Consider the following 18,462-nt stretch of genomic DNA (forward strand, 5'->3'; position numbering starts at 1 on the left):
GAGCCCTGGCGCGACGGCGGCGCGAAGGTGTACGAAAGGTGAACGTTGCCAGCCGATCTCATCGCAGTTGTCCGAACAAGTCGAAGATCATCGGTCTCTGGCAAAGCGGGGGAATCCGAGCGGCGTTAGGGTGCGCTGTGGTCCCCGGCCCGAAGTACCGCTCGATCGCCCGAATCCTGGAAGAAGAGATTCGCGACTTCAACGACGGGCAACGGGTCCCGAGCGAGAACGAGGTCGCCCAGCGGTTCACCGTCGCCCGCTCGACGGCGCGCGCGGCGCTGCAGTATCTCACCGCCCGCAACGTGATCCGCCGGGTGCGCGGCGCCGGGAGCTTCGCTAGCCACCGCATCGACTACCCGATCGATGCGGAACGCGCGCCCTCGTGGAGCGCCACCGTGCGCGCGGCCGGTGCGTGTCCCCGAAGCGTGGTGCGCTCCTGCACCCAGCGGCTGCCCCCCGCAGAGATCGCAGCCAAACTGCAGCAGCCGCCGTCGGATCCGTGTCACCGCCTGGTGCGGCTGTCCTTCGTCAACGACCTTCCTGCGGCGTGGGGGATCGAATGGGTGCCGGTCGCATTGGTTCCCGACCTCGCGCTGGCAATGCGGGCCAACGACTCGCTGCACGAGGTTCTCACCAACGCGGGCCTTTCGCCGCGGCGGTCGTGGGTGCACGCCAGCACCGAGATATTCGAAGGTGAAGTCGCCGATCAACTCGACGCGCCGCAGTCCAGCCTGGGGTGGTACATCGAAAGCCTCAACGTCGATGAGGGCACGTTGCGGCCGGTGTCCATCACACAGCGGTGGTTGCGTGCCGACACCGTTCGCGTCACCTTCGACAGCGCGGTCAGCAGCCGGGTCAGTCGCTAGCCAACTCGTGTTGCCCGATGAGCTCGCGGATACCGCTCGCACCGAGCCGCTCGACATGAAAGCCGTTCGCGAGCCCCGTCAAGACGAGCGTCATCGCGAACACCAGTCCGGTGCTTACCACCGCGATGATGAGGCGTCTGCTTCGCCATTGCATGTCGCGCAAGGCCGCGAACAGCATCTTCAGACGCTACCGCCGCCCCCGGCCGGTTGACCGGGCCCTGCCGCGACCGTGCCGCGGGCATCGCGACCGTTTAGCGGCCCAGCGCCGAAATCTGCGTGACGGCTTCGTCGGTGGTGACAATCGCGCGAGCGTAGTTCGGGATATTGACCTCGAGAGCGGCGTGCATTTCGACGTCCGAGTAGCTCGCCGTTGCGTCCTTGACCATCGTGACGTCGTAGCCGAGTTCGGCGGCGAATCGCACGGTCGCCTCGACACAGGTGTGGGCGATCAGGCCCACCACGATCAGCCGATGAATGCCGTGCTTCTTGAGCAGCAGGTCCAAATCGGTGTTGGCGAATCCACTGGAGCACCAATGTTCTTGGGCGACAATGTCACCCGGTTGGGGCTCGAAGTCGGGGTGGAGTTCGCCACCCCAGGTTCCGAACTCGAAGGTCTTGCGCGACCACGCGGCCTGCTGGATCGGCGCCACGTACTTCCAAGTCTCGTAGTCGCCCGGACGGTAGCGGCGGTGCAGGGCATAGAAGACCCGGATCTGGGCGGCCCGGGCGGCACCGAGGGTTTGACGCATATGCGGGACGCATCCGTTGGCTTCGGCGACATCCTTCAGGCGGTCCCACACTTTGCCGCCTTCGGAGATGAAGTCGTTGTACGGATCGATTACGAGGAGACCGGTGAGATCCTTTTCCTGCGTCACGCTGACATGGTCGCATGCCGGCGACTGCCGCGGGCTACCGCAAGACGGTCCCGTTGCGAAAAGCCCGCCGTGTCTTAAGAATCGAACGCGCGGTCAGTTACGCGCGCGGTGGTTAAGGTGAAGGACGTGGGCCGGTCAGCGTGGAAAGCAATCGCAGCCTCTCCTCCGCGGTCGAACCGGGCGCCGCGTAATAGGTGACGAGCACCTGCCGGCTGTCTGGAAGCACGAAGGTGCGGTAACGCAACTCCAGCAAGCCGACCTGGGGGTGGTCGAATACGGCGGGCCCGGTGGTCTTCTGCCTGACGTCCTGGCGAGCCCACAGAGTCCGGAACCGTTGGCTGGCAATGCTGAGCTCGCCGATCAGCGACTGCAGTTCTGGTTCATTGGAGTCATCTTCGGCGACATTGAAGCGCAGCGAAGACACCAGAATGGCGGAGACCTCTTCCCAGTTACGCACCCAGTTGCTCAAGTCGGGTTCCAGGAACACCGACCGCATGTGGTTGACACCCGGGGCAAAGAACGGCGTCAGCGCGCGTGCCATCGCGTTGGCAGCGAGGATGGTCATCTGCCGGTTCTGTATGTATGCGGGAGTTTGGTGCCAATTGTCGATCAAGGTCTGCAGCCCGGGATCAATTTTTTCGGCCGGCGCCGCACCGCGCCGTCGCCTACGGGGCGCCGGGTGAGCCAGATTGCGCATGTATTGGGTTGCGTCGTCGTTGAGTTGTAGCGCGCTGGCCAACCCCTCGAGCACCTGATCGGAAGGCTGACGTTCGCGGCCTTGCTCGAGTCTGAGGTAGTACTCGGAGCTGATGCCGGCCAGCATCGCGACTTCCTCGCGGCGCAAGCCCGCCACCCGCCGGCGCTCACCCTCGGCCAGTCCGACATCGGCGGGCTTCAGCAAATCGCGGCGCGTTCTGAGAAACGTCGCCAACGACTGCGGATCGGGCATGTTTCGACGATAGTGCCGGCGCGCCCGCACAGGGTGGTCCCGTTGCTACCAGGAAGGGTGCTGCCGAGCACGCCTCAGGAATCTACCTGTCTATCGCCTTCACGAGCGGCACCGAACTTGCTGGGCCACAGTGCCATTCGATCGAGCAGGCGGTCGCGCAACACGAGGGTGTGAAACAGAACCGCGCACATGTGGGCGGTAAACGCGGCGAACAGCAGGAAGGCGAAAATCCCATGGCACTCGCGCAGCACCGCGTACAGATCGAGGTTCTGCGGTGCGATGCCGGGCAGGCGGATCGGCCCCACCAGGGTGACGGGGAGTCTGGCAGCCGACAGCGTGGCCCACCCGATTACGGGCTGGACCAGAAGCAAACCGTAGAGCGCGTATTCCGACCACGTCGCGATGCGTCGCTCGATGCGGCTCATCGAGGCCAAAAACGCCGGCGGGCGGTGCGTGAGCCGATTCGCCAGCCGCACCACCGCGAAGATCAGGATCGCCACACCCAAGGGCCGGTGGATGGCCAACAGCAACGGGTAATAGCTCAGCGAAGCGATCATGGTCACGCCAATGAGCAACTGCGCGATAACCATTGGCGCCATCGTCCAGTGCAAAATCCGGGACAGGATCGTGAAACGTGGTGCAGTACCCGATTTTTCGACTTCTTCGCCGGTCATGAGCGCCCCTGGCGGACGTTGACCTCGCTGGGCGACTTGGGTTCCTCGGCACGGCGGGTGAACGAGCGCGCGTAGACCGCCGACCGCGCGGCAAGCAACGGATCATCGGACACGGTAATGCCGTCGGGGAGCACCGTCGGGTCGAAGTTGACGTCGCGCGCGTTGCCGGCTTCCTCGGTCTGCACCGCGTCGATAGTGATGGTGCCGGCGTCGATCGACCGCCGTGATTGCGGCCAGGGCTTGGTGGCGTCGTCGGTCGGGTCGCCCGGTTCGCCGATCGTGAGAACCAGCTTCCACGTCAACGGCCGCTGCCCCACCGCGAGAATGAGGTCGTCGAATAAGTAGTCCTTGCCATGCGGAGCCGATGGGACCGCCTGCCCGCCCGCCTGCTGGGCAACCGCCGACCAGCGCACCGGGACAGTCGCGCCGGCGCTGTTGGTGAAGTAAAAGGCATTCAGGCCGTGAAATGTGCTGTCCGCGAACCCCGCGCTCGGCGGTGTCTGCTTGATGATTTTCAGCGCCGCAACCGTCTCCGGATGCCGGTCGAGGAATGCGGCCATCTGCTGGGGATCGGGTTTGCCCGTGGCGGGAACGGGTTTGGACGCGAGCAACCGCTCGTAAAAGCCCTGCGGAGTCCGGTCGGTGAAGACGGGGAAGTTGACCATCGCTGTGCGCCACTGCTGCCCGTTGGGTACCTGGAACAGCAGCCCCAGACCGCGGACTGTGTCGGGCTTGTCGCTCTGGTCCGGCAGACCACCGCCCAGCGAAAACCGCCCGACCAGCGGGACGTTTCCGGTTTGGAAGACCGCTGCCCGGCAGATCGCCGCGCCGGCCCCCGTGCTCGCAAACGACCCTGTCGCGCTCAGCCCTTTGGCGTGATTTCGGCGGAACCCGTCATGACGGCCGAAGACGTGTTCGAACCGATCGGCGAAGCGCGGCGGGGTCAGCTCGTCAGGCCGCAGCCAGCCGCCCGCGTAGGCGAACCCGCCCACGTCCACGGCGGCGACACCGGCCACCGCACCCATCCCGAGCAGTGCACCGCGCCGGGTGAGTGCGCCGAAGCGAGGTTGGTTGGGCTGTGTTTCAGCGGGCCGATCCTCCGGCTCCTGATCGCGATCAGCGGGCTCCATGGCCCACCGTCCTTTCCGGTACTGCCGCGCAGCGTGGAACTCAGTCGCTGAAGGCAATTCAATCGAGGGGCTGTCGTGGCGCGCAACACCTAGGCGCTACCGATGCGCACAATCCGGACCACGACACGACGGAAGGTTTCGTTCAACTCTCGTCAAGACCTTCACTATTTACGCTCCGGGGCGTAGCGTAATGGGCGGCCGAGGCCGGGCGTTCCCCGGTCTCGTGTCCACCATCTCCGGCCAGCCAGCCCCATGGCGACCCCGAACAGACTCGGAGGGACTCGTGTTCGACCTCAAGATCACCGGTGGAACTGTTGTCGACGGAACGGGTGCCGAGCGTTACCAGGCCGACGTCGCCATCAAAGACGGCAAGATCGTCGACGTGGTGCGCCGCGGTCCCAACGATCCCGCGATGGGGGGTGAAGCGGCCGAAACCATCGACGCGACAGGGCATGTGGTGGCCCCCGGCTTTGTCGATATCCACACCCACTACGACGGGCAGGTCAGCTGGGACAGCCTGCTGGAGCCGTCCAGCGGGCACGGCGTCACCACCCTGGTGACCGGCAACTGCGGCGTCGGGTTCGCGCCGGTACGGCCGGGCAGTGAGCAGTGGCTGATCGAGTTGATGGAAGGTGTCGAGGACATCCCCGGCACCGCGCTGACCGAGGGCATCACCTGGGATTGGGAGACCTACCCGGAGTACCTCGATGCGATCGGCAAGCAGAACTACGCGGTCGACGTGGGCAGCCAGGTGGCGCACGGGGCCATCCGTGCCTACGCGATGGGCGAGCGGGGTGCGCGCAACGAACCGGCGACACCCGAGGACATCACCGCGATGGGCCGACTGGTCACCGAAGCGATCGAAGCCGGGGCGCTCGGCTTTTCGACGTCGCGCACGATGGGACACCGCGCGATGGACGGCGAGCCGGTGCCCGGCACGTTTGCCGCCGAGGACGAGCTGTTCGGTCTCGGCCGCGCCATGGCGGCCGGCGGCCAGGCGGTGTTCGAGCTGGCCCCGCAGGGATCCGCGGGCGAGGACATCGTCGCCCCGAAAAAGGAACTGGACTGGATGCGGCGGTTGAGCGGCGAGATTGACCGGCCGGTGTCGTTCGCCCTGATCCAGGTGGACGCCGATCCGAAACTGTGGCGCGAGATGATGGACCTCTCCGCGGACGCGCACGCGGCGGGCGCCCGGCTGTACCCCCAGATCGCGGCGCGCCCGTTCGGCATGATGTTCGGATTCCAGGGCCACCACGCTTTCACCCACCGGCCCACCTATCGCCGGCTGAAGGCCGAATGCAGCCGCGAGGAACTCACCCAGCGGCTGGCCGATCCCGCGGTGAAGGCCGCGATCCTGTCCGAGGACGACCTGCCCGCGGACCCGACAATGTTGTTCGACGGAATGTTCGCGATGGTGCAGCACTCGCTGAAACGGCTGTACGCGCTCGGCGACCCGCCGGACTACGAGCCCACGCCCGACCGCACCGTCGCGGCCATCGCCGAGGCCCGCGGCGAGGACCGGCTGTCGACTCTGTACGACCTGATGCTCGAACAGAACGCGACCGCCATGCTGATGCTGCCGCTGTTCAACTACGCCGACGGCAACCACGATGCGATCCGCGAGATGATGTTGCACCCCGCGGGTGTGCTGGGGCTTTCCGACGGCGGCGCGCACTGCGGGATGATCTGTGACGCGTCCTATCCCACCTTCCTGCTCACGCACTGGGCGCGCGACCGGCACCGGGGCGAGAAGCTGTCGCTGGAACACGTGATTCGCAAGCAATCCCACGACACCGCGCACCTGTTCGGCCTCACCGACCGCGGCACCATTGAGAGCGGCAAGAAGGCCGACATCAACGTCATCGACTTGAATGCGCTGACGCTGCACCCGGCCGCAATGGCCTGGGACCTGCCGGCCGGCGGCAACCGGATTCTGCAGGGAGCCAGCGGGTACGCGGCGACGATCGTCAGCGGCACGGTGACCCGTCGCAAGGACGTCGACACCGGGGCCCGGCCCGGCCGCCTGGTACGCGGAGCGCGCTAAGGACTCGGTCGGTGACCGCGACTGCCGGCAATCCGGCACGCACCCGGGACGAGGATGCGATCGGCACCCCGCCCGAAAGCCCGACGCTGGTGCCGGCCGAGCGCTACTACTCGCCCGCATTCGCACAACTCGAGATCGAACGAATGTGGCCGAAGGTGTGGCAGGTCGCCTGCATGGTCGACCACGTCGCCGAACCCGGCGACTACTTCGAATACCGCTGCGGCCCATACGGGGTGCTGATCGTCCGCGGTGACGACGGTGTGCTGCGGGCGTTCCAGAATGCCTGTCGCCATCGCGGCAACTCGCTGTGCACCGGCTCGGGTTCGGGACTGCGCGAGCTGAAATGCGGCTATCACGGTTGGACCTGGGACCTGGCCGGCATGCTCAAGCGGGTGCCCAACCGCAAGGGCTTTGGCGCCCTGCACATGTCCGACTTCCCCTTGGTCGGCGCCAGGGTGGAAAGCTGGGACGGGCTCGTCTTCGTCAATCTCGACGTCGACGCGATGCCCCTGATCGAGTATCTGGAGGCGATCCCCGATGACATCGCCTGGTGTCATTTGGAAGACTTCCGCTGTTACGCGACGCTGACGGTCGACGTCGAGGCAAACTGGAAGACGATCGCCGACGGCTACAGCGAGACCTACCACATCCAGACCCTGCATCCGGAGTTGCTGCGCTGCGTCGACGACATCCATGCGCCGCAACAGATCTGGGGCCATACGGGTAAGTCCGACCAGCCCTATGGTGTGCCGAGTCCACGCTTCGACGGCACGCTGAGCGACGAAGAGGTTTGGGACGCTTACGTATACACCCAGGGTGCGCTGATGGGCGTGGCCGAAGGTACCCCCCTCCCCGCCGACGGAGGACAGCCCGGGCGGACGGTCCAGGAGCTGATCGCGGATCGCACCCGGGAGTTTGCGGCGAGTCGGGGAGTGAACCTGGACTGGGCCGACACCGACCGGATCACCCGGCTGCACCAGTACAACGTGTTCCCGAACATGACGCTGTTGGCCAACGCCGACCACCTGACGATCATGTCCTCGCGCCCCGGCGCGGATCCCGATAAGGGTGAGTTGGTCATGTTCTTGATGACTCGGATGTCACCGGGCGCGGCGCGCAACAAGCCGACGGACGTTCGCGTCAGCGCCGGGGAAGCCGAACCCGGCCTGGTGCTGACGCAGGACATCCGGGTGCTCCCAGGCTTGCAGCGCGGCATGCACCAACCCGGCTTCACCCACATGGTGCTCTCCGGCGAGGAACGTCGGGTGATCAACATGCACCGCAATCTCGAGCGCTACCTCGACCTACCGCCATCCGATCGGATGACCGGGGGCATACCGGAACCCGGCGAATTCGCGCGGACAATTTAATTGGCGTCGGCGCCCCAAAATGCGCGAACGGGTTTAGACTTCCCGCTTGTGACGACCGCGTCGAATCCGTGTGGTGACGAACGAGGACAGCTGCCATACCGGTTGCATATGCGATATCAGATCGTCGGCCAGCGGCGCGCGCGGCGGATGTGCCGGTCCTTCGCGGACGTGGGCGTCGACACCGGGCCGGTTCGTCTGCAGCAGATGCTCGCCGGCATGCCGGTTACCGACGAAGAAGTGACCGACGTCAATTTCGCGCTCATCGCGACCCAGATCAAGCGCGACGAGCGCAACGCGAAGCGCAAGCAACTCCAGCGCCAGGGCACCCGCTCGCTGATGTTCGCCGGGATGATTCTGCTCGTGCTGAACTTCTTGTTCTGCCTCGCCTACCTGATGCTCAACCTGACGGATCAGGCCCCGCTGTAGCGCTTTGCAGCTATCCCCACTGAAAGGGCCTGGGCAAGGTGATCGTCCGTTCTGCGGGGCGATACCAGCCCTGTGGGGCGTGCTGGTCGGTATGTAGGTAGCACCGCACCCGCGCCGTGCAGCTGCCCGGCGCGAAAGTCAACAACCTGCTGATCGGCAGCGTGGTGAGCGGCATGTGGTGGCGGCTCAGCGAGGCAACGTTGAGGAACCATGTGCCCCAGCGTTGTTCGATGTGCGTCTTGCCGCCGTAGTTGTCGTCGGGGTGGGTGTGCGTGTGTCCGGCTAACCACACGGCAACGCGACCAGGGTGCTCGGCGAGGAAGTTTTCGAACCGGGCGGAGTCCGGCTTGCTGTCGACCCAGTAGAGATAGGACGCCCCGTTGGGTGTGCCTTCGGCGAAAGGCCGATGGTAATGCTCGTGCCATTGCCCATCGGCTCCCTTGCGTACGCCTTCCCATTCTCCCGAGGCGACGGTCGTGTCCTTGAGGACGTAGTGATGCACCGAGATGATGTTGAGGTCGGGGTGTCCCGACACCATGTCCGTCCACCATTGATACGTCTCACCGCTGACTACGCCGCCGGGATTTCCGCCCAGCGTCCCGCGGCCGACCTGCTGGGTCGGCTCGTTGCGGTCGCTCATCATCAGGAAAAGCAGATTGCCCACCTGAAACGAGTACCGCTCCCACGTCCCCGTGATCGGATAGCGACGCGCTTGCGGGTCCACCCCGGAGGTCTCGGTGTGCTCGCCCAGCGGATCGATCCATTTCCGCCACCACCAAGCCTCCGGCTCATCGAGGCCGCTGCGGTCGTGATTGCCGCACACGCTATAGACGTCCTCGCGACGGTGCCCGCGCAGTGCGCCGAACTGTTGGACGATCTCCCGTCCCTCATTGTCATCGGGCAGGCTGTGATGCGCACCCGACATGTCGCCGACGTCCACGGCCAGATCCCACTCGAATGGCGGCCCACCATCGGAACCTCCACGTTCGGAGTGAATCAGGGCTTCCGCCAGGCTGTCTCGGCCGTAGCGCTTGTCGGTGCCCACGTGCGCGTCACCGAATGCCCAGAGCCGAAACGGTGCCCGTCCCGCGTCGTCAATCTCAGGCGTCATGCTCGTCCAGCAGGCCCCAACGCCGGCGGACCTGCAAGTCCGCGAAGCTGAACACGGCGTCGACGACGATTCCGATCAACAAGATCACCGTCATGATGGCGATCGCCGAAGGCATGTCACTGAGATTCTGCGCGTTTTCCAGCAAGACTCCGATCGAGGAAGTGTTGGCGACCAACACAACCAGCTCCCCGGCCATCAGGCTGCGCCACGCGAAGGCCCAGCCCTGCTTGAGGCCGGCGACGAACATCGGCAGGGCGGCCGGCACGATCACGTACCGGTACAAGGCGATTGATCGTAGGTGCAATGTGGCCGCCGCGCGCAGCAGCAGAGGCGAGATGTGATCGACACCGGAGATCACCCCGATCGCGACCGAGGGCGCGGCGCCGATGACGATCACGAAGAGGATCGCCGAGGTGTTCAAACCGAAGAAGATGATGGCGAAGGGAAACCATGCAATCGCGGGCATCGTCTGCAGACCGGTGATCATCGGGCCGAAAGCGTTGCGCAGTAACCTGTTCCGAGCTATGAGTGCTCCGGCTACCGAGCCGATCAGCGCCGCCAGAGCGAACCCGGCGACCGCGCGACTCATCGTGGTTGCGACGGCCTGCCACAGCAGCGCGCCGTGCAGCTGGTGCACGAGATTGTCGGCCACGGCGGCGGGACCGGGCAGTACGAACGAGGGCTGCCAGCCGCTGAGGACGATCAGTTCCCAGACGGCAAGGACCACGGTGATTGCCAACAGTTTCGGCCAAACGGCGGTCGCGAACCGGTACCCAAATCCCCCACGACCCGGTCCGGCAACGAGCGGCTCCGCGCCGCCGACGACTTCGGCGAGATCGGTGCTTGTGGTCATCAGACCGTCCCGCCGTCGTTGAGTCGCTCGGTGATGTGTGCCGCAAGCTGCGCGACCTCCGCGGTATTGATGTCCCGGGGGCGCGGCAGCGCCACCGCGAATTCTTCGACAACGGCCGCGGGCCGGTCGCTCAGCAGGACAACGCGGTCGGCAAGGCGTACCGCCTCCCGCACGTTGTGGGTGACGAATACCACGGTCAGGTTGCGGGCCAGCACAATTCGCTCCAGCTCGCCTTGCAAGCGATCGCGGGTCATGGCATCCAACGCGGCGAACGGCTCATCCATCAGCAGCACGTCGGCGTCTTGTGCCAGGGCGCGCGCCAGCGCGACCCGCTGCTGCATACCGCCGGACAACTGATGTGGTCGCTTGTCGGCGAAGTCCGATAGTCCGACGGTGTCCAGCAGTTCGCGAGCGCGCTCGCGCCGCTGCCGGCGTGGCACCGCCCGTCCTCGCAATGCCAACTCGACGTTTCCTGCGGCGGTCAGCCACGGGAACAGGGCGGGCGCCTGAAACATCATCGCGATACGGTGCGTGCCAGTCTCCACCGCGCCCGACGAGGGCTTGTCGAGCTTGGCGATCAGCGACAGCAGAGTGCTCTTGCCGCAGCCGGAAACACCGACGACGCAGACGAATTCACCGAGCCCCACGGACAGCGACAGTGGTCCCAACGCCGCGACGGATGCCCGGCCCTTTCCGTACCGCTTGGCTACGTGGTCAAGGCGCAGCGCGGCAACCGGCTGGGACGAAACATGCTCGGCTGCACCGGAATTGGTCATGGCGTCACGCGGTATCGTGGCGGCTTTCACGCCGCCACCGCCGGCTTGCCCGCCGCCACGAGCTCGCGATTGAGCGGACCGAAGTCGAAGATCCCGTCGAGGCTGAGCGGCTGCAGCAAGCCCACGGCAACGCCCTTGCGAATTTGGTCGTTGAGCGACTGCACACCCGGGTCGTTGGTGAATGTCGTTTCCTGAAACGATGCGGTCAGTACCTCGGGCGATAGGCCGGTGCCCAACGCCTTGGCCAAGGTGGCGTTGGCCGATCGTGCCGCCGCATCGGGATTGTTGTGGATCGTCTCGTTCGCCTCGATCTGGCCGCGTACCAGACTCGCAACGACGTCGGGGTGGGCGGATAGAAACTCTTGCCGGACAACCAGAATGGTGATGGTGTTGGGGTCCGACCAGAGGCGGACGCCGCCGGCGTTGACCAACTGCACATCGTAGGGGGCCGACTCGAGGGCACCGTCGATCTGATTGCTGATGAACTGTTGAATGATTGCCGACTCGGGCGTCGTGGGTTTGATCGCGACGTCGCCGCCGCCTTGCGGGTTTGTTTTCAAGCCGTTCTTCAGCAGCCACTCACGCAGGCTGACATCCTGGGCGCCGCCCAGTGCGGGATCGGCGACCGTCTTGCCGCGGAGGTCGGCCGCGGAGTTGATGCCGGGCTTGACCACCATCGATGTCCCGCCGGCCGCGGAGCCGGAGACAATCTTGATCGCGGTGCCGTTGGACTTCTGCCAGGCATTGAACGCGGGGTTCGGGCCGATGTAGGCGGCATCGAGCTGGCCAGCCAGCAGCGCGGTGGTTTCCGCGGTGCCTTGGCTGAACGGCTGCGGCTCGAACTTGACGCCCGACCCGAGGCTTCTGGCGAATGCGCCGGTGTCGATGCCAATCAGCGCCGACGCGTGAGTGATTCGGGTCAAGTACCCCAGCCGCAGGGTGACACCGGACGACGTGGATGTCGGGGCATTGCTGGAGCACCCGACCAGAACCGCGGCAGCGGTTAGCGCGGAAATCATTGCCGGATAGGCAAATTTTGAGTGAGACACGGGTTCTCCCGAGGATGAGGGGTGGGACGGTCGAGGCGACCGGATCAGTCAGGCGGCGACAGACGTACTCGGACACGCCGCGGAGGTCATGCGGCCGAAGTCAACGTGCCGGCGCCGTGTCAAGACCGCCTGGCCCGTCACCTCTCCCATCAGTGCGAGTCCGTTTGCGGCCGGGCGACGAAGAGCGGGCTGGTCCACACTTGGTGTCCGTCGCCTTGCCTGGCGCGCAGATAAATCGCGCTGTGTTCCGGTGGTAGACCCACCGTCAGCCTCCCGGTCACGGTACTCGGCAGTGCCGACGGATCGGCGATGCGCTCGGCCCGGATTCGCAGGTTCAGGCCGCCCGCGCTCTGTTCCTGGCAGGACTGCGCAATCAGCTCCGCACCGGTGACGGTCATGGTCGTGCGATGGTCGTCTTCGATCACCGTGGTGTCAATATGAAATCGTGCCCGCGCAAGGTCGCCGAGGCGCACAATCACTCCGATGTCGGCGCCGTAGGTTGCCGTGTGCCAGCTGATGACTTGGCCGGTAGCCTCGATCATCTGCTCGTGATGGGTTGCGGCCCAGGGCGTCACCGCATCGACATCGGTGCCACTGATGCTGAGTTGGCCCGCCCAGGTCGCCCAGCGGTAGCGGTCCCGGTGCCTTGCACCACCCCACCGAATCCGCACCAGCGAGTCCGAAAACCCGGATTCGGCATTCATGTCGCGCCACCACAGTGGCCCGTGGGTGTCGTAGATCAGCAGATCTTCCCAGCCGGTGCTGCCGTAGACCGCATAGTCGACATCGAGTTTGTCTGCGGCGGTGAGGAGTTCATCACCCATCCAATTCTCGCCGCTACGCAGCAGCGCGACCGCCCGGGTGCCGGTGGTCGCCCAGGTGCGCCGCGACCGCAGCGCGCGACCGACGTGTGCGGCGGTCAAATTGGGGGCGAGTACGCCGGTCAGACCACCGTGGCCACCGAAGATGTTGGCTCCCGGAACGCCGCCGCCGGGCCGCCCGCGATGTTCGTCGCTGGCGGCGCTGGCACCCACCTTGAGCCCACGAGCCAGCGCATCCTCGAGAAACCACGGACTGCTGCCCCAGCTGGAATGCACCTCGATCAGGCGCTCCAACTCGGGATGATGCCAATCCAGCACGGCGCGCCTGCCCCCGACGTGCGGGATCAACAGATAGGAGTCGGGGTCTTTCTCGTAGGCGGCATACAGCTCGGTGATTGGCCAGGTTTGCGGAGTCGGCGCGGCGGCGGTCATGCCTTGGCGCCACTCCAAACTCCTTGCGACCGTGGTGTCCTCGCCGAGAAAAACCACATTGTGATCGCCGCCTACCCCGGCGTTTCCGCACCATTCCACACCTGGAAAGCACACGAACTGGCCGTCCTGGGAAGCGGCGCGGCAGGAGGCGACCACTTTCGACCAGGCGTCGTCGGTGATCTGAAAGTCGTTGGCGGTGTATCCAAGAACATCGAGGCCGCCGATATCGCGGCCATAACGCAGGTTCCAGTCCGTGCTCTGGGTGCCGACGGTGTCATTGGAATGCACGTGGAGATCGCAGAAGTAGGCGCGTGGCGCGGGAAGATCCGGGACGACATCGATCTCTGCGGTGGTCGGCCCGAATGTCGCGCTGCCGGTTTGCGCGCTTACCTGAATGGCGCCCGAATGCGCCGGCACGCTCAAAATGGTCTGGGCCCAACCGGTCGCCGGTGTCGCAGTGGTGGCGAGGTGTGGACCGTCGACCGCGCCGTTGGCACACGCCCGCACGACCGCGGGCACGTCTCGGCAGGCGTTACCCCAGCGGTCCTGCAGGTGGGCGTGCAACTGGACCGTTGTGGTGTTCGGGCCGACCACTCGTGGACCGTGCACCGCCAGGTGCGCGGGCGGACCCGCAACGATGGCGAGGTTCGCCACGGCCGCGTGGGCCATGCGGGAGGTGCCGAGCGGATCGACGAACAGGTGCACCTCGAAGTCGTCCTCGACGAAGGTCTGCACCCGAGTACCGGGTCCGCCGAAACGTCGGTCACCGAGCCGGATCTCGATGACATCGCCGGGGCGCACGTAGCCGTCCACCACATGCACCAACAGCGACTTCTGGAACGGTCGCTCGCCTCCCTTCACGTCGTAACGGGTGGTGAGGCGCTGAACGGTGGCGGCGCCGTCTTTTGATGCTCCGCCGATCACCGACCGTTTGACCAGCGCCGCGGTCGCGAAGTCACGCCCGGCGGGCTCGGTGGTTTGCAAATCCCAGTCGGAGTAGTAGCGAAAGCACAACTTCAGCCATCCGCTGTCGGCTATGCCGGATCGCCCCACCGTGTAGGTGAAGATGAGTTCCTCGACCGCACCGGCGGTGACCGTCGACGTTTGACATATCAGGGAGCCGAGAAACGGCAGCGCCTCGAACTCTGCGTTGATGCGCTCCCGTACCCCGACGTACGAGCAGTCATTGGTCCGTAGCTCGCCTTGAGCGCGCACGGTCGCGACGGGGGCCTCGGCCCGTTCGTCACGCCAGGCGCCTGCAGGCATGGGTCAATTCTCGGGTCCCCGCACTTAGACGTCCAGCGCATAGATATGATCTGATCAATCACTGAAGGTGATCAATAGTGAACCTGCAACAACTTCGCTACGTGCTGGCCGTCGCCGAAACGCGTAGTTTCACCCGCGCCGCGGACAGCCTGTATGTCGTCCAATCCGCGCTGAGCCAGCAGGTGCGCAAACTCGAGGGCGAATTGGGCGTCCAGATCTTCAACCGCACCACGCGATCCGTCTCGCTGACGCACGCGGGTGAAGCCCTGATGCCGCTGTTCCGGCAAGTCATTGCGGGCGTCGACCAGATCACCGTTGACGCGCAGGCATTGCGCGGCACGGTGACCGGCCGGCTCACGGTCGGGATGATGGAAATTCCCTCCGAGAGCCTGGATGTCGCCACACTCATCGCGACCTTCCACACCCGCTACCCGGACGTCACGGTGACGCTGCGCAGCGGGGGCAGCGATCTTCTCATCCAAGCGACGCGTGATCGCAAACTCGACGTGGCGATCGTGGGCTCCAACGTCGCGCAGTCTGCCGACCGCCTATCGTTCGACCATTTGTTCTCCGAATCGCTCGTCGCCGTCCTACCGATCCAGCACCCGCTCGCCGCGCGCCCGGCGGTCTCCCTCGGCGACTTGGCCGAACTCCCGTTCATCGACTTCCCGCAGGGGTACGGATTGCGCCACGAGACCGACCGCGGATTCGCCGGCGTCCAGCGTCGCGTTGCCTTCGAAGTCACGCGCGTCGACGAGGTCATCCATTTCGTGCGTCAGGGCCTCGGTGCGGCGTTGTTACCCGAATCGGTGGCGCGCAACCGCGCCGAAGCCAATCCCACGCTCGTGCTGCTCCCCGTGCACGGAGCGGTGTTGCAACGCAAGGTTCACCTCATCGCGCCACACGCCGAGCTCCGCCCCGCCGCGACGCACGCCTTCATCCGCTGTGTGCACGAACACATCGCCCAACGCGCTGGTGCGGAGTCGACGACCTGACACTTCAACGGGCGAAAATGCCTGAGCCTGAACTAGTTCGAGGCGACGGCGTCCAGCCTGAACACGGCGCAGCGGCCCGCGAGTGCCTCGAACTCGTCCGCGGTTCCCTGCGTGACCAGTCCCGAGCGTTTGAAGAAGCCGACACCCGTGGGCACTTTCTCGGGAAACGCTCGCAACACGGGACGCGCCTGCTCCGTGCCGAGCTCGACGAAGCTCACTCGCTGTGACTTACGGCCCCGGGTAACGGTTCCCGCGCCGGCGGCGCGGGCGTTGAGCACCCAGTCTGCCTTCGGGTACCCGCCGACGACGTAGAGACCGTCGTCGAGCGTGAACGGGGTTGCCGGCGTGCTGCGCGGCTCGCCCGATTTGCGTCCGGGCACGGTCAGCACTCGCACCGGTCCGGGCACGATGCCAAGTTTCTGCACGGCCATCATGACCTTGTTCATGGGTTTGAGCCAGGATGGTGGTGTGGGATCGGACATCACCCACTAGTATCAACCTAGCTGATACTAGTCAAGCCGGTTGATATTGCGGGTCAGGCGGGCCGGCGAAAGCGAACCACGTCGTGCCATCGATTCCCGGTCGATCCGACGAATTCGAAATTCTCGGGCTCGACGAGATCGCGCAGTTCCCGCACACTCATCCGGTCCGGATCGGGAAACGCCTCGGCGAATACAACTTTCCCGCCCGGCTTCAGCACCCGCCCCAGCGAACGGATGCATGCCGGCTTGTCGGGTACCTCGCCGATCACCGCCGCCAGGAACGCGACGTCGAAAGTGTCTTCGGGGTAAGGAAATCCGTCGCTCGCCTCGCCCGTGGTAAACCCGACGTCGTGAAACCCGGCGAGCTCGAGTTGCCGTCGGGCCTTGTCCAGCATCTCGGGCTGAAGGTCGAACAGGTCGAGCCGGCCGTAGGTGAGCCGGCGGGCGATCTGCACGCTGTAGAAGCCCGGACCGGGCCCGACTTCCAGCACGTGCTCAGAACCGGTGAGGCCGATGCTGTCGACCTTGCGTGCCGGGTTGGACAGCACCCGGCGTACCGGATTGTTCAGAAAGAACGCCGCCTGATGCGGATAGGGAGCAGCGCCTTGGTGGCGCCTCTTGTTGAGCAGGGCATCCATCCAGGTCGTGGACATCACATCTCCTAACTTGCCGTTCAAGTTAGGGTACCCTAAGTACCGAGCCGAGCGCTAGGCCTGTTCCGGAACGTCGCGGGCCGGCATCGTGCGGCCGACTTCCACCGCACCATGGATCTCAACCGTTCCGCCCGTCGCGTGATGTTGCCGCTGCCAGTCGTTAATCGCCTGGTGCGCAGCGTGATCCAAGTAGCTCACCAACAGATGGACAGTGACCGTGGTGCGCTCCGGGATGGATCCCAACACGCGAGTCAGCCTGGGCAGGGCGAGAAACGTGCACGCCCCCTCGACAACTACCCGCCATTCGTCGCCTTCGGGCGTGGCCTCGATCTTCGTCCGGATCACCCGCCAGGCGGTCAGTACGATGGCCAGGGCGAGTCCGATCATCACGCCGTGCAGCAGATTGAGGAACACGACCGCGACAATGGTCACCAGATAGACGGTCAAATCGCCTGTCTTCATGGCGGTTTCAATGTGTGCCGGCTGCAGCAGCTGTATTCCGATGACGATCAGCAGGCCGGCAAGAGCCGCCGTCGGGATCTGCTCCACCAATTCCGCAAACGGGATCGCGAACAGCAGGATCCAGAACCCGTGCATGATCGTCGAGGCGCGGGTTTTCGCACCCGCGTTGACGTTGGCCGCGCTTCGCACGATGACACCGGCGATAGGCAGGCCGCCGATCGCTCCGGACACGATATTGGAGGCGCCCTGTCCGATCAACTCGCGGTTGAAGTCGGTACGTGGTCCGTGGTGCATCCGGTCGATCGATACCGCCGTCAGCAGGCTCTGCACGCTGGTGATCAGCGTCACCGTAATGATGCCCACGACGACGGCGCCCCAATTCCCATGCGGAATGGCCGGCAGTTGCAGCGCTTGCAGCACCGACCCGTCCAGCTCGATCCGGGACACGTGGAAGGGAAAGACCAGCGAGACAACCGTCACCACCACGATGGCGACCAGTGGACCGGGAACGGCGGCCACTTTGGCGGGAGCCCATCGCCAGGCGATCAGGATGCCGATCACCAGCAGCCCCAACAGAACTCCGGGCCGATGCGCGTTCACAATTTGTTGCGGCAGCTCAATGACGTTGCGCCAGGCGGTGCTTTTGGACTCCCCGCCCAGCAATACGTGGGCCTGCTGAAGTGCGATCGTAATCCCGATCCCGGCGAGCATCGCGTGCACGACAACGGGTGAGATCGCCAGGGCGGCGCGCGCAACCCGGCTGAATCCCAACAGAACCTGCATGATGCCCGCGACAACCGTGATGAAACACGTTATTCCCCAGCCAAATTCACCGATCAGATCGGCCACTACGACGGTCAGACCGGCGGCGGGACCGCTGACCTGCAGCGGCGAGCCGCCGATGGCTCCGCCCACGATTCCACCGACGATCGCCGCGATCAAACCGGCGAGCACCGGCGCATCGGAAGCGATCGCGATTCCCAGCGACAGCGGCAGGGCGACCAGGAAGACCACCAGCGACGAGGACAAGTCGTGCCGAAACACCGGGCGAAGCCGGTCCCGCACGGACGCGGATCGATCTTCCACAGTTCGCCCTTCGGACTGTTCGATGAGTTGCATCGGTACCTCGCTGGTTCGATTTTGGGTGACAGACGTCCCGGCATCGCCCCACCCGCGATAGCTGACGTCGACGTAACAGGCTGGTACACAGGCGATTACGCTATTTCAC

Annotated in this window: 17 protein-coding genes and 1 pseudogene; 5 read left to right on the forward strand and 13 right to left on the reverse strand. The window is 65.3% G+C overall.

What is annotated here, in order from left to right:
• Nucleotides 1-137 precede the first annotated feature (137 nt).
• On the forward strand, nucleotides 138-866 hold the full coding sequence (locus tag LMQ14_RS27395; protein WP_267732723.1) for a GntR family transcriptional regulator: 729 nt from the start codon (nucleotides 138-140) through the stop codon (nucleotides 864-866).
• Between the two features lie 49 nt (nucleotides 867-915).
• Here the strand turns inward: LMQ14_RS27395 and LMQ14_RS27400 are convergent.
• The 5 genes and pseudogenes from LMQ14_RS27400 to LMQ14_RS27420 form a co-directional block, all read right to left on the reverse strand.
• Nucleotides 916-1,044, reverse strand: a pseudogene (locus LMQ14_RS27400) (glutamine ABC transporter permease); the annotation flags it as partial.
• A gap of 73 nt (nucleotides 1,045-1,117) precedes the next feature.
• Nucleotides 1,118-1,741 carry an isochorismatase family cysteine hydrolase gene (locus LMQ14_RS27405; RefSeq protein WP_267732724.1) on the reverse strand — a complete coding sequence of 208 codons (624 nt, stop codon included), beginning with the start codon at nucleotides 1,739-1,741 and terminating at the stop codon, nucleotides 1,118-1,120.
• Between the two features lie 112 nt (nucleotides 1,742-1,853).
• Entirely contained in the window at nucleotides 1,854-2,690 is an 837-nt protein-coding gene (locus LMQ14_RS27410) for a helix-turn-helix domain-containing protein (protein WP_267732725.1), read from the reverse strand.
• Between the two features lie 74 nt (nucleotides 2,691-2,764).
• Entirely contained in the window at nucleotides 2,765-3,364 is a 600-nt protein-coding gene (locus LMQ14_RS27415; RefSeq protein ID WP_267732726.1) for a cytochrome b, read from the reverse strand.
• Nucleotides 3,361-4,494: a catalase family peroxidase gene (locus tag LMQ14_RS27420; protein WP_324291091.1), complete on the reverse strand. Its 1,134-nt coding sequence runs from the start codon at nucleotides 4,492-4,494 to the stop codon at nucleotides 3,361-3,363. The genes LMQ14_RS27415 and LMQ14_RS27420 overlap by 4 nt, the downstream gene beginning before the upstream one ends.
• Before the next feature lie 283 nt (nucleotides 4,495-4,777).
• On the opposite strand from LMQ14_RS27420, the gene LMQ14_RS27425 reads away from it, so the two are divergent.
• The 3 genes from LMQ14_RS27425 (at nucleotide 4,778) to LMQ14_RS27435 (ending at nucleotide 8,334) form a co-directional block, all read left to right on the forward strand.
• The gene (locus tag LMQ14_RS27425) at nucleotides 4,778-6,538 is read left to right on the forward strand and encodes an N-acyl-D-amino-acid deacylase family protein (protein ID WP_267732727.1); all 1,761 of its coding nucleotides are present in this window, start codon (nucleotides 4,778-4,780) and stop codon (nucleotides 6,536-6,538) included.
• Between the two features lie 11 nt (nucleotides 6,539-6,549).
• Complete coding sequence (locus tag LMQ14_RS27430) at nucleotides 6,550-7,908, forward strand: aromatic ring-hydroxylating oxygenase subunit alpha (RefSeq protein ID WP_267732728.1); 1,359 nt, start codon at nucleotides 6,550-6,552, stop codon at nucleotides 7,906-7,908.
• Nucleotides 7,909-8,016: 108 nt separating this feature from the next.
• On the forward strand, nucleotides 8,017-8,334 hold the full coding sequence (locus tag LMQ14_RS27435) for a hypothetical protein (RefSeq protein WP_267732729.1): 318 nt from the start codon (nucleotides 8,017-8,019) through the stop codon (nucleotides 8,332-8,334).
• A 10-nt stretch (nucleotides 8,335-8,344) separates the two neighbouring features.
• On the opposite strand, the gene LMQ14_RS27440 is transcribed toward LMQ14_RS27435, so the two are convergent.
• The 5 genes from LMQ14_RS27440 to LMQ14_RS27460 form a co-directional block, all read right to left on the reverse strand.
• On the reverse strand, nucleotides 8,345-9,445 hold the full coding sequence (locus tag LMQ14_RS27440) for a hypothetical protein (RefSeq protein ID WP_267732730.1): 1,101 nt from the start codon (nucleotides 9,443-9,445) through the stop codon (nucleotides 8,345-8,347).
• Nucleotides 9,435-10,298 carry an ABC transporter permease gene (locus LMQ14_RS27445; RefSeq protein WP_267732731.1) on the reverse strand — a complete coding sequence of 288 codons (864 nt, stop codon included), beginning with the start codon at nucleotides 10,296-10,298 and terminating at the stop codon, nucleotides 9,435-9,437. Before LMQ14_RS27445 ends, LMQ14_RS27440 begins: the two co-directional genes overlap by 11 nt.
• Entirely contained in the window at nucleotides 10,298-11,023 is a 726-nt protein-coding gene (locus tag LMQ14_RS27450) for an ABC transporter ATP-binding protein (protein WP_324291141.1), read from the reverse strand. Before LMQ14_RS27450 ends, LMQ14_RS27445 begins: the two co-directional genes overlap by 1 nt.
• A 77-nt stretch (nucleotides 11,024-11,100) precedes the next feature.
• Nucleotides 11,101-12,093: an ABC transporter substrate-binding protein gene (locus tag LMQ14_RS27455; RefSeq protein ID WP_267732733.1), complete on the reverse strand. Its 993-nt coding sequence runs from the start codon at nucleotides 12,091-12,093 to the stop codon at nucleotides 11,101-11,103.
• A 179-nt stretch (nucleotides 12,094-12,272) separates the two neighbouring features.
• A complete protein-coding gene (locus LMQ14_RS27460) occupies nucleotides 12,273-14,642 on the reverse strand; it encodes a hypothetical protein (protein WP_267732734.1) in 2,370 nt (789 codons plus the stop codon).
• A 77-nt stretch (nucleotides 14,643-14,719) separates the two neighbouring features.
• Here LMQ14_RS27460 and LMQ14_RS27465 point away from each other — a divergent pair, with 77 nt between their 5' ends.
• Nucleotides 14,720-15,637 (forward strand): LysR family transcriptional regulator, encoded by a 918-nt coding sequence (locus tag LMQ14_RS27465; RefSeq protein ID WP_267732735.1) that lies wholly within the window; start codon nucleotides 14,720-14,722, stop codon nucleotides 15,635-15,637.
• A 32-nt stretch (nucleotides 15,638-15,669) separates the two neighbouring features.
• Here the strand turns inward: LMQ14_RS27465 and LMQ14_RS27470 are convergent, their stop codons facing one another.
• The 3 genes from LMQ14_RS27470 to LMQ14_RS27480 form a co-directional block, all read right to left on the reverse strand.
• Nucleotides 15,670-16,119, reverse strand: a complete 450-nt coding sequence (locus LMQ14_RS27470; RefSeq protein WP_267732736.1) for a nitroreductase family deazaflavin-dependent oxidoreductase — start codon at nucleotides 16,117-16,119, stop codon at nucleotides 15,670-15,672.
• 53 nt (nucleotides 16,120-16,172) lie between these two features.
• A complete protein-coding gene (locus tag LMQ14_RS27475) occupies nucleotides 16,173-16,757 on the reverse strand; it encodes a class I SAM-dependent methyltransferase (RefSeq protein ID WP_324291142.1) in 585 nt (194 codons plus the stop codon).
• Between the two features lie 69 nt (nucleotides 16,758-16,826).
• Nucleotides 16,827-18,353, reverse strand: coding sequence for a SulP family inorganic anion transporter (locus tag LMQ14_RS27480; protein WP_267732738.1), 1,527 nt, complete (start codon nucleotides 18,351-18,353; stop codon nucleotides 16,827-16,829).
• Nucleotides 18,354-18,462 lie beyond the last annotated feature (109 nt).

The organism is Mycobacterium sp. Aquia_213 (assembly GCF_026625985.1).
Taxonomy (GTDB): domain Bacteria; phylum Actinomycetota; class Actinomycetes; order Mycobacteriales; family Mycobacteriaceae; genus Mycobacterium.